This window comes from Candidatus Methylobacter oryzae, from assembly GCF_003994235.2.
GTDB classification, from domain to species: domain Bacteria; phylum Pseudomonadota; class Gammaproteobacteria; order Methylococcales; family Methylomonadaceae; genus Methylobacter_A; species Methylobacter_A oryzae.
This window is the reverse complement of record NZ_RYFG02000010.1, coordinates 141,477-153,253: the sequence shown is the minus strand read 5'-3', so window position 1 is coordinate 153,253 and position 11,777 is coordinate 141,477. Positions and strand designations below refer to the sequence as shown.

8 protein-coding genes are annotated in these 11,777 nt (G+C 48.3%); 5 read left to right on the top strand and 3 right to left on the bottom strand.

What is annotated here, in order from left to right; all coding sequences use genetic code 11:
* The first annotated feature begins 7 nt into the window (after window positions 1-7).
* From EKO24_RS02525 to EKO24_RS02505, 5 genes are all read left to right on the top strand, one after another.
* The gene (locus EKO24_RS02525; RefSeq protein ID WP_127027130.1) at window positions 8-1,207 is read left to right on the top strand and encodes an ATP phosphoribosyltransferase regulatory subunit; all 1,200 of its coding nucleotides are present in this window, start codon (window positions 8-10) and stop codon (window positions 1,205-1,207) included.
* Between the two features lie 2 nt (window positions 1,208-1,209).
* Window positions 1,210-2,502, top strand: a complete 1,293-nt coding sequence (locus tag EKO24_RS02520) for an adenylosuccinate synthase (RefSeq protein WP_127027129.1) — start codon at window positions 1,210-1,212, stop codon at window positions 2,500-2,502.
* 30 nt (window positions 2,503-2,532) lie between these two features.
* On the top strand, window positions 2,533-2,820 hold the full coding sequence (locus tag EKO24_RS02515) for a hypothetical protein (RefSeq protein ID WP_127027128.1): 288 nt from the start codon (window positions 2,533-2,535) through the stop codon (window positions 2,818-2,820).
* 207 nt (window positions 2,821-3,027) lie between these two features.
* Window positions 3,028-4,308, top strand: coding sequence for an MFS transporter (locus tag EKO24_RS02510; protein ID WP_127027127.1), 1,281 nt, complete (start codon window positions 3,028-3,030; stop codon window positions 4,306-4,308).
* Window positions 4,309-4,441: 133 nt separating this feature from the next.
* A complete protein-coding gene (locus EKO24_RS02505) occupies window positions 4,442-4,756 on the top strand; it encodes a DUF167 domain-containing protein (RefSeq protein WP_127027126.1) in 315 nt (104 codons plus the stop codon).
* Window positions 4,757-4,784: 28 nt separating this feature from the next.
* Here the strand turns inward: EKO24_RS02505 and motB are convergent, their stop codons facing one another.
* From motB to EKO24_RS23015, 3 genes are all read right to left on the bottom strand, one after another.
* On the bottom strand, window positions 4,785-5,711 hold the full coding sequence (gene motB, locus EKO24_RS02500) for a flagellar motor protein MotB (protein WP_127027125.1): 927 nt from the start codon (window positions 5,709-5,711) through the stop codon (window positions 4,785-4,787).
* Window positions 5,712-5,719: 8 nt separating this feature from the next.
* Window positions 5,720-6,568: a flagellar motor stator protein MotA gene (motA, locus tag EKO24_RS02495; RefSeq protein WP_127027124.1), complete on the bottom strand. Its 849-nt coding sequence runs from the start codon at window positions 6,566-6,568 to the stop codon at window positions 5,720-5,722.
* A 197-nt stretch (window positions 6,569-6,765) separates the two neighbouring features.
* On the bottom strand, window positions 6,766-11,760 hold the full coding sequence (locus EKO24_RS23015) for an EAL domain-containing protein (RefSeq protein ID WP_127027123.1): 4,995 nt from the start codon (window positions 11,758-11,760) through the stop codon (window positions 6,766-6,768).
* Between the last annotated feature and the right edge of the window lie 17 nt (window positions 11,761-11,777).

Genomic DNA, 11,777 nt, shown 5'->3' with positions numbered 1-11,777 from the left:
ACAAAACATGCAACAAAAAGATTCCTGGCTTTTGCCCGACGGCATAGAAGAGATTCTGCCGGAAGAGGCTAAGCATCTTGAAAGCCTGCGCCGTAAGATACTGGACACATTTGCCTGCTGGGGTTATGAATTAGTCATACCTCCGTTCATAGATTATCTGGATTCTCTATTGACTGGTTCAGGCCATGATCTGGAATTGCAAACTTTCAAACTAACCGATCAGATCAGCGGTGAAATGCTAGGGGTGAGGGCGGACATGACGCCGCAGGTTGCCCGGATCGATGCGCACAATCTTAATGCCGAATGGCCGACCCGGCTTTGCTATACCGGTACTATTTTGCACACTAAAGGCGATCCGCTCGAAAAAACCAGGAGTCCGATGCAGATAGGCGCCGAGCTTTACGGTCATGCCGGTAAGGAAAGCGATGTTGAAGTCATTCGCTTGATGCTGGAAATGTTGGCCATTTCCGGCTTGCAAAACGTGCATCTCGATTTGGGCCATGTCGGCATCTATCGGGCATTATCAGGACAGGCCGGATTAACCGATGCTCAAGAAGCAGAGTTGTTTGACGTATTGCAGCGCAAGGCCAGGCCCGAGCTTCAAGAATTGATGGCCGGTTATAGTATTAATGATGAACTAAAATCCCTGTTTCTTAAATTGCCGCAATTGAATGGTGGCAAAGAAACCATTGCCAAAGCCAAAGAAGCTTTTTCAGCAGCTAACGGTGAGGTCAAACAGGCTTTAGCAGATTTAGAAGCGATTGCGGAAAAATTAACGGCTGGCTTTCCGTCGTTGCCTATCAGCTTCGATTTGGCTGAATTACGCGGCTACCATTATCACACCGGTGTAGTTTTTGCCGCTTTCGTGCCCTCGGTAGGCAGAGAAATTGCCCGGGGCGGACGCTATGACAATATTGGCGCAATTTTCGGACGTGCACGCGCGGCGACCGGTTTTAGTGCGGACTTGAAAGTATTGTCGGTGCTAGGCAAAGCTATTTACCAAAAAGAACAGCAAGCTTTGATTTTCGCTCCTTGTGGAGACGATGCAACGCTGCACCAAAAAATCAGGGATTTACGTGCCGAAGGACTGGCGGTTGTTCAACAACTGCCGGGACAAACCGGGACCGCACAAGAACTTAAGTGCACATCCGTCTTAGAGCAAGATCATCAAAACTGGGTCGTTAGGCCATTAGCAAGCTTGGATTAATTATGGGAAAAAATGTTGTTGTCATCGGCACTCAATGGGGTGACGAGGGAAAAGGTAAACTGGTTGATCTGTTAACGGAGCAGGCTGAAGCCGTCATTCGTTTTCAGGGAGGCCATAATGCGGGACACACACTGGTCATACAGGGCGAAAAGACGGTTCTGCATCTTATTCCGTCCGGCATACTCCGCGAAAATGTGCAATGCATGATCGGCAACGGCGTGGTTTTATCGCCGAACGCCTTGCTTGAAGAAATTGAATTGCTCGAAAAAGCCGGTATTCCCGTTAGAAACAGATTGTTGATTAGTGAAGCTTGTACACTGATCTTGCCGGTTCATATAGCGATCGACAAAGCGCGTGAAATCGCCCGCGGCAGTAAAGCAATCGGTACGACCGGCCGCGGTATTGGGCCTGCTTATGAGGACAAGGCGGCTAGACGCGGTTTACGTGCTGGGGATTTTTTGAACCCGACAGTTTTCGCAGAAAGATTCAAAGAGCTGGTCGAATACCACAACTTCATGCTGATTAATTACTACCACACTGATCCGATCGATTATCAGTCTGGCCTGGATGAAATGTTGAAATTGGGCGAACAAATCAAGCCGATGCTGACCGATGTCAGCGAGGTTTTATATCAATACCAGGATCAAGGCAAAAACCTACTATTCGAAGGCGCACAAGGTGCATTGCTGGATTTGGACCACGGCACATTCCCTTATGTGACCTCATCCAGCACCACGGCGGGTGGGGCCGCTACCGGCACCGGCATAGGCCCTCTCGACCTGGATTATGTGTTGGGTATTACCAAAGCCTATTCGACGCGAGTAGGAAACGGCCCGTTTCCGACGGAGCTATATGATGCGAACGGCGATCACTTAGGTACCGTAGGCCATGAGTTCGGCGCCACGACCGGACGTAAACGCCGCACCGGCTGGTTTGATGCGGTTGCGATGCGCAAGTCTGCAAAGATGAACAGCTTGAGCGGTATCTGTCTGACTAAATTGGATGTGCTTGACGGTCTCGAAAAGGTTGGAATTTGTACCGCTTATAGGCTTAACGGCAGCGTTACCGAAACGGCTCCATTAGGCGCTGACCAATATGAAGAATGCCATGCAATCATTGAAGACATGCCGGGCTGGACAGGTACAACTGCCGGCGTAACCGATTTCAATGCTTTGCCGGATAATGCCAAAGCCTATATCAAGAGAATCGAGGAACTGGTTGGCGTTAAGATTGCTATCTTGTCAACCGGTCCGGACAGAGATGAAACAATAATCCTTGAACATCCGTTTGCTTGAACGGTTATTGCGTAATTGTCAGGAGATAACATGGCTGAAACTGTAGAAGAACTAACCGTAACCTACGAAGACGGCGGCATTGAGACAGTCAAGGAACTGGACAAGAAAGTGCTGACTAAAGGTGCCTGGGCTACGGTAATGTACCGTTACCAGGATTGGAACCGTGCTAAGGAAGAATACGGGCCCGATAAATACACTATTCGCCGTTACCAAAAACAAAACGGCGAATACAAGCAAAAATCCAAGTTCAATATTTCCAGCAAAGACCAGGCGAAAGCGATTATCGAAGCTCTGGAAGATTGGATTAAATTGGATTAACGCGTTCAGCAGATAAAGAAATGGAACACGGACGCCAAAAGTATAAGGCCATGGAAGGCCTGTAGTACAGCAACGCAGGAGCAGTTGCCGAGGCGTTTTAGGGGTGCGGATAAGACCGATCTAAACGGATTTTTCAAAAGCCGGGCTTAAAGTGATTATCCGTGTTCTGTTTTTTAATATTGGATTTTCTTTCCGGGTTAGGTATTTATGAGTTCCGCCACCGTCGTCCCCTCCGTTACCCGCATCGCCTTAGCCAGCTTCATCGGCACTGCTATTGAGTTTTACGATTTTTATATTTACGGCATGGCCGCGGCGTTAGTCATCGGCCCGGTATTTTTCCCCGGCGGCGACCCGACAACGCAAGCGCTTAGTTCGTTTCTAACGTTTGCCGTCGCATTTTTGACTAGGCCTTTAGGAGCCGCACTGTTCGGGCATTTTGGCGACCGTATCGGACGTAAAACAACTTTGGTTGCATCGCTACTGGTAATGGGTATTTCCACCACTTTGATCGGCCTGTTGCCGGGTTATGATGTCATCGGCGCATGGGCTCCGGCGTTGTTGTGCCTGTTGCGTTTCGGCCAGGGCATTGGTCTGGGAGGGGAGTGGGGCGGAGCTGCGTTGTTGGCAACCGAGAATGCCCCATCCGGAAAGCGTGGCTGGTTTGGTATGTTTCCGCAGTTGGGGCCGCCGGTGGGTTTTCTGTTGGCGACCGGCAGTTTCTTATTGATGGCCCATCTTTTAACTGACCAAGAGTTTAAAGACTGGGGCTGGCGGCTCCCGTTTCTTGCCAGCTCTGTACTGGTTATCATCGGTTTGTATGTGCGTCTGGCCTTAGCCGAAACTCCGATATTTGCCAAAGTGTTACAGCAACACCAGCAAGTTGGTTTGCCGCTTAAGGAAGTATTCAAAAGCCATGCAGCCCCGTTGGCGCTGGGAGCGTTGGCGATGGTCGTCTGCTATGCGTTGTTCTATATTTCAACCGTGTTCTCGTTGAGTTACGGAACTACCGCGCTACAAATTCCGCGCCAGCAATTTCTCGGCATGTTGTGCGTGGCTGTGCTATTTATGGCTGCTGCCACGCCATTATCGGCTTGGGCTGGCGACCGTTTCGGGCGGCGTCCCGTTTTGTTGGTTGCCGGAAGTTTGGCATTCCTGTCCGGTTTCCTGTTAAAACCGATGCTGGAAAGTGGTTCGCCGATAATCATTACCGCTTTCTTGTCATTGGAGCTGTTCCTGATGGGAGCTACGTTCGCCCCGATGGGAGCTTTGCTGCCGGAACTGTTTTCTTCCAAAGTACGTTATACCGGTGCGGGAACAGCCTACAACTTGGGCGGTATATTGGGTGCTTCATTTGCGCCCTATATCGCGCAACGGCTGGTTAGCGAGGGCGGGTTGTCTTGGGTCGGCGGTTATGTCTCATTAGCTGCGATTGTTAGTTTGTTTGCTGTGTATATGATGCAGGAGACCCGCGATGATCGCTGGGTATAAAGCTGAGCTGGGCAGCTTGCCTGCGCAAACGGAACTTATGCCCTTTGGGTATAAATGGCGTTGGTCGGAATAAAGCTAAGCCCGAAATACCAGTTCCCGCTGGCGCTATAGTCAATTTATTCCAGATAACGTGATGAAAAACAAAGGATGGGCAATCAATTCTTTCTGTGCTTGGGATGGCGAAACCTTAGTGCTTAATGTTCTCGGCCAACCCAGCGCAAAACAGGATGCGATTGGCAAGGTTAAAGGCAAGCAGCTCAAAATCAGCGTCACCGCCGCGCCGGTTGCGGGCAGGGCGACCGATCATATGGTTCGGTTTCTGGCAAAGGAATTTGGGGTAGTTGTCGGCGATATTGAAGTTGTGTTCGGCAGGTTCAACGTCAATAAACAACTGCGCATTAAATCGCCTAAACAGTTACCCTCTGTAATCAACAAGCATTTATCTTAATGATAAGTAGACAGCGAAAGTAAAAATCTTAGTGCTGCTTTTGCTCTGTTTTCTTAGCAGGCGTTGCCTTCTCCTCACTCGCTTTATCGCCTTCGCTTTGCAAGACTTCTTGTTCCGTCTTTCTGTTCATAACAATAATGGAAATTCGCCGGTTGATCGGGTCCAGCGGTTCTGTGGAAGGACTATACGGAACGCTCGACGATAAGCCGATAACTCTTAAGACTTTTTCTTCGGCAAGCCCGCCTTGGGTTAATTCATAGCGGGCGGCATTGGCCCGGTCGCTGGAGAGTTCCCAATTCGTATACTTTTTCTGGTTGGCTGGAAAAGGCCGCGCGTCAGTGTGTCCATTAAGACTGACTTTATTAGGAAGCTCGCTGATAACCGGAGCTAATGCTCTCAAAATCAATTTGATTTGCGGTTCGGGCTCTGCGCTGGCCAATTTATACATCGGCCTGTTTTGGGCGTCGACAATTAATATTCTTAAACCTTCGGATGTAATTTCCAGCTTGATTTGATCTTTGTATTCGTTCAATTCAGGCGTTCCGTCTATTTTTTCCTGGATTTTTTGTTTTAAATTTTCAAGTTTTTCTTTTTCAAGTTCTTCGGCTTTACGTTCAATATCTTCAGGGGTAATTTCCATTTCTTCAGCAGTTTTACCTTTATTTATCTGGCCTTGATCTTGTGAGGAAATATCCGACCCTCCCGCTTCGATAATGCTGGTCCTGTCGCCGACATCCTTGCCTCTTTCTTCGGTGGAGGCTTTGAAGGGGTCTTGAAAATACTCGGCGATTCCTTTGCGTTCCGGTTCGGTAGTCGTTCCTAATAACCACATCAGTAAAAAAAAGGCCATCATAGCGGTAACGAAATCCGCGTAAGCCAGCTTCCAGGCACCTCCATGATGACCGTGGCCGCCTTTTTTTATTTTTTTTATGATGATGGGTTGTTGGTCGGACATTTTCTAAATTAACCTTTGTTGGCTCTTAATTGTTCTTCCAATTCCAAAAAGCCGGGCCGCATCGCCGAAGCAATCATCGTGCGCATATATTCCGCAGTCATGGCGGGCGACACCCCTTTAGCGCAACACAGCAAGCCTTTCTGGGCGCATTTAAAGACATTACCGGAGGCTTCAACACGCTCTGCCATTACAGCCGAGACAGGGCCGATATAGCCGTAAGCCAATAAGATACCAAGGAATGTTCCTACCAATGCGGCAGCGATCAATTTACCGAGTTCCGAAGGGGGAATACCAACCGATTCCATGGTATGCACAACACCTAGTACTGCGGCGACAATCCCAAAAGCCGGCAGACCGTCAGCGATATTCTGAATGGCTTTGACCGGGGCATGAGCTTCTTCGTGGTGGGTTTCAAGTTCCTGGTCCATTAGCTCTTCCAAGGCATAGACCTCAACTCCGGTAACGATCAAACGCAGGTTGTCGCAGATGAATTCCAGTAAATGGTGGTCGTGGAGGATTTTGGGCGTAAATACCGGGCTGTTGTGAGGATCGTCGATAATACTTTCTAACGACAGCAAGCCTTCTTTACGCGTTTTGGTAGTAATTGCGTAAAAACACAGCAGCAAATCCAGATAATATTCTTTAGTGTATGGGGAGCCTTTTAGGGTGGCGGTTGCCTGGCTAACGGCGGCTTTTATCACTGTTTTAGAGTTTCCGCAGACAAAAGCTCCCACGGCTGCGCCAATAATGATAACAAACTCAAAAGGTTGGAATAGAACGCCGGGGTGTCCGCCTGCGCCTAGAAATCCGCCCATAATTGCTATAGAAAGGATTAAATATCCAGCAATAACTAACATGTGTTCACTTTTGTGGTTGGTTTATATTAGAAGTAAGCAATATTACTTAGATAATGATTACTGTGCGATTATATATTGATTAATCTAAAAGCCGAGTTTAAATCTGAGGCTTTCCGTTCTCAATCCTATTATCTCGATAACTTAATTTTAGCTTGAAATTGAAATTCAAGGTTTAGTCTTTCATGGCTTCGCTCTTTTTAGGTTTTGACGGTATTGGCTAACGCACCAGGAAGGTTATTGGCATGCATTTGTTCACGCAGCAGCCGGGCAAACTCATCTGCCGGTAGCGGTTTGCTTTTGATATAGCCTTGATAAGTATCGCAGCCTTTTTTTCTCAAGAATGCCAGTTGCTCCTGTGTTTCTACGCCTTCAGCCAAAACTTTGAATCCTAAAATATGCCCCATCGCGACAATCGTTGCGGTAATTTCCATATCGTCCTGTACTGAGGGAATGTCATCGATAAAGCTTTTATCGATTTTTAGCACATCCAACGGAAAGCGTTTTAGATAGGCTAGGGATGAATAACCGGTACCGAAATCATCGATAGCAAGACGGACGCCTTGAGCTCGTAAGCTATTAAGTACTTCAACCGCCTTTTCTTCATTTTCCATCAGACCGCTTTCGGTCAGTTCTAACTCTAATTGTTTGGCAGGAAAGCCGGTCTCGTGCAGCACTTCGGCTACCAAGGCGCTGATATTGCTGCGGCGGAACTGGTGCGGCGATACATTGACTGCTAATGTTAGCGGCGGTAAGCCGGCTTCTATCCAACGGCGGCCTTGCCGGCAGGTCTCGCGCAACACCCAGGCGCCGATTTCGACAATCAAGCCGGTTTCTTCGGCAATAGGGATAAAGTTGGCCGGCGAAATCAATCCTTCAGTCGGATCGTGCCAGCGTACCAAGGCTTCGGCGCCGATTATCAGCCCGCTGTCGATGTCTATTTGCGCCTGGTAATAAACGCACAATTCTCGTTGCTCGGTAGCGTGGCGTAAGCGGGTTTCCAGTGCGATGCGTTCGCGAGCGATAGTCGTAAACTCTTCGGAAAAATAGGCAAAACAGCCGCGGCCTTCGTCTTTAGCCCGGTAGAGAGCGGTATCCGCGTTATCCAGCAGTGTTTCAGGGCTATTACCGTGCTGTGGGAACAAACTGATGCCGATACTGGCGCCGATTCTGACTTTTCGGCCTAGATCAGGATGGACATTGTTACTTTTGAGTAAATGAAACGGTTGACTCAAATCGGCAACGATATGTTCCGCGACTCGCGCGGCATCTTCGGCATGGGCAATGTTTTCCAATAGCACGACAAACTCATCGCCACCTAGACGAGCGACCATGTCGGCATCGCGTAATCTTGCTTTAATACGGGCGGCGACTTGTTGCAGTAATTCGTCACCGGCCAAATGTCCCATGCTGTCATTGACGGCTTTAAAGCGGTCCAGGTCGAGCATTAGCAGCGCCAGCTGTTTGCCGTCACGCCGTTCCATTTTAATGCCATGCTTCAGGCGTTCCCACAGCAGGCGGCGATTGGGCAGGGCGGTAAGCGGATCGTAGTAAGCCAAATTATGAATCGTTTCTTCCGCTTCTTTGTCTTTGGTGATGTCGGTGAATGCGGCAACATAGTTGGTAATCCGGTTGTTCGCATCGCTAACGGTAGTAATGCTAAGCCATTGAGGATAAATTTCCCCATTCTTGCGCCGATTCCATATTTCCCCTTCCCAATAGCCGTTCTTTTTCAAACTGTATTGCAACGCGCGATAAAAGTGTGCATCATGCCGACCCGACTTAAGCAAGGAATGAGTGTGTCCGATGACTTCTTCCGGGCCATAACCGGTAATGCGGGTAAAAGCCTTATTGACCTTCAGAATCATTTGATCGGCATCGGTAATGGACATGCCTTCTTGCGATTCAAAGGCGGTTGCTGCGATACGGAGCTCAGCTTCTGCCTGTTTTTGTTCGGTAACGTCACGGAAACTCCATACCCTGCCGACGACTTTATTGTTGATCATCTTAGGGACCGAGAAGCGCTCGATAATTTTACCGTTTTTAAATTCAATAATATCGAACGAATGAGCTTCGGGAGTTGCGTGCAGTTTGGTTACTTGATTGGAAAAAGCTTCGCTGTCTTTAAGTTGGTCCAAAATATGACTGGACTGATACGGTAGTTTTTCGGCGCCTATTTCGGCAGCGACGGCTTCATTTGGAATTTGCCACAAATCAAGAAATTTTTGGTTATGCAGCAGCCACTTGTTGTTCATGTCCACAGCCAGGATTGCTTCATCGGTAGATTCCAGCGTGGCTTTTAATACGGATAGCGATTCTGCTATTTGGCTCATTGACCTGTTTTTTTCAATTGCCAATTGAGCAAGGCCGGCATAGTGAGCGATCAGCTTGATTTGTGTTTCGGTAGGCTGAGTAGGCTGGCGATGGTAGACAGCAAAAGTTCCCAGCACGTTCCCTTGGTTATTTTTAATCGGGTGTGACCAGCAGGCTTGCAGACCGGCTAACCGGGCCAGATCAAGATACGGTTGACAATAGGGATGGTTTGCCACATCGCTGATAATGACGCTTTCGCCGCGATACGCCGCAGTGCCGCATGAGCCGATGCCATCGCCAATCGTTAAGCCATCAATGGCTTGATTGTAGAAGTCCGGCAAACTGGGTGCAGCGCCGTGGCGTAGGTGTTGATTGTCCTCATCCAGCAACAAAATCGAGCACAACATATTAGGATGTAGCGCTTCAATTTGATGGGCTAACTCATCCAATATCTTGGCTAGGTCAACGCCTTGATTAATTAATTGCAAAATATGGTTCTGCAGGGCCAGTTCATCGGTACGGCTGCGCAATTTATTTTCAACAGACTTGCGTTCGGTGATGTCATCCAGAAATATCAGAACTCGCTCGCCGACGAGGGCATTGTAAAAAACAATATCGCGTATTGTGCCGTCTTTGCAGGTTACTCCAAAGTCCGTCAACGTAAACTCTTTGCCATCGGCAATAGCTTTTGCCATTGCCGCCGCCCAAATTTCTTTGACATGATCCCGATAGGATTGTTCGGGATAAGCGAGCGGCCACCATGCCTCCAGTGTTGGCGTGTCGTTTAAAGTGTAACCGAAAGATTCAATAAATCTGTCATTCAATAAATCGACTCCACCTTGTTTATTGACTATAGCGATCGCAACAGGTGATTTTTGAATGAGTTGGCGGAAATGTTCTTCGCTTTCCCGGAGGCTTTTGAGCGAAATCAGGCTGCTCAGTGTGTCGGTAATTCTTTGAGCAAGCTCGGTAAATATCCGTAGATCATCCGAGTCATGAATGTAGGCCTCTGAGCAATGATGAATGCCAAGTAGCCAGGGGCTGCCTATTTGCGGCCGAAGCGCTGCAAGCAGTTGAGATTTTACCGAAAATTCATCGGCCACCATTGTTGGAACGCTGTGTTCCAGTGTGGGGCCGTATTGCAGGGTTTCGTTGGCTTCGAGCGCCTCATGAAAAAGTTCTGCAAGTTCTTTAGTCACAGGAATCTTCATATCTCGTTTAAAGGCGCCCGGCCACTCGGGACGAGTATGTTCCATCGGCACTGACCAAAAACTTGCATTCGGATCGCAAGGATACAGGAACCAGGCGCGGTCAGCCTTGAAGATTAACTTGATTTCTCTTAGTACTTTGTCGAGCATGGTTTCAAGACTTTCGTTCGTAGAGCTTATCCGGGATATGCGCTCCATAATAGCTAAATAGCGGAGTTGCCGGGTGAGCTGATGCTCTGCTTGTTTGCGCTCGGTAATATCCTGAATGGTCACTACCAGATGAGTCGGTTTGCCGAGTTTATCGTACTCAATGTCGCCATGAGCGCTGACCCAACGTGTCGTAGCGTCGCTAGAGCGGATGATTTCATATTCCATCGAGAACGGTTCTTGGTTGCGGATGATTTCTTGATAGCGATCAAGCGCGCGCTGGCGGTATTCAGGATGGATTAATGTCGCCCAATTGGAAGCCTTTCGTTCAAATCCGGCTTCGATGCCGAGGATCTGGTCGAGTAGAGAGGAGCTTTCCCAGCAACCGGTCGCCAAGTCGATCACGTAATAGCCTATTCCCGCTGTTTCATGGGATAGGCGTAGCAGCTTTTCGTTACGGGCGGCTACTATATTTCTTCGCTTTAGTGATCGATAGGAAGCTAATAGTCCTAAAGTAATAGCGCCGGTCAATAGAGCCGTGATGACTGCAATTTTGATATAGCCGAGCAGTTTTTCCTTGTCGGCTTTAGAGTCAGAATCGTAGCTGAAATTTTGCAGCAATCGATCGTTTTCAACCATGCCGGCTTTTATGAATGTTTCGGCCATATGCCGCCAGCGCCAGGGATTCATGTGTCCTAGATCGATCACATCCGGCATTATCAGCGAGCGTACTGTGTCTGCCTCAAAGTTAAGATGGTCCCTGGATTTGGTAACTTTATATTTATTGACCAATAGATCAATAATTTCTTGCGGATGATTCATTGCGTAATACCAGCCTTCGAGACTGGCTTGGCGGAATGCCTTTACGCGCTCGGGGTGCCGTTTAAGCTCATCTTCCGTTGTAAACAGAATGTCGCTGTAAAAGTCGACGCCATAATTGCGCGGATTGAGTACGGTAAATTCAATTCCTTGTTGTTTCAGAAAATAGGGCTCGTTGCTCAGGTACGAGTTAAATGCGTCTACCTTGCCGTTAACTAAATCGCTAATTTCATAACTGCTGGGAATGATATGAAGAAGGCTTGCGTCAATGCCTTCGTTATTGAACATGGCGATAAAATCAGTGTCGACGGTTTGATCCATCAGCATGATTTTTTTTCCGACTAAATCGTCGGGTGAAAAAATCCCGGCATCCTTGCGCACGATTAAGACGGAAGGAGAATGTTGATATATCGCAGCTAAAGCAACAACCGGTGCGCCGCGCAATCGTTCCAATAATAATTCGCTGTTGGCTTCGCCATATTGGGCATGTCCTTGAAGGACTTCCTGCACCGGTTTATTGTTAGGCGTGCCTTCATGGATAACGACGTCGAGTCCTGCGTCTTTGTAATAGCCTTTTTCTAAGGCCGCATAGTACCCTGCAAATTGAAACTGGTGGTGCCAGCGTAACTGTAAGTGGATGGGTTCCGCCGATGCTGAAAAGCATGGACATATTAATGCTGTGACAAGTACGGCATAAGTTCGCATCATATTGAGGGAGTCCGGTT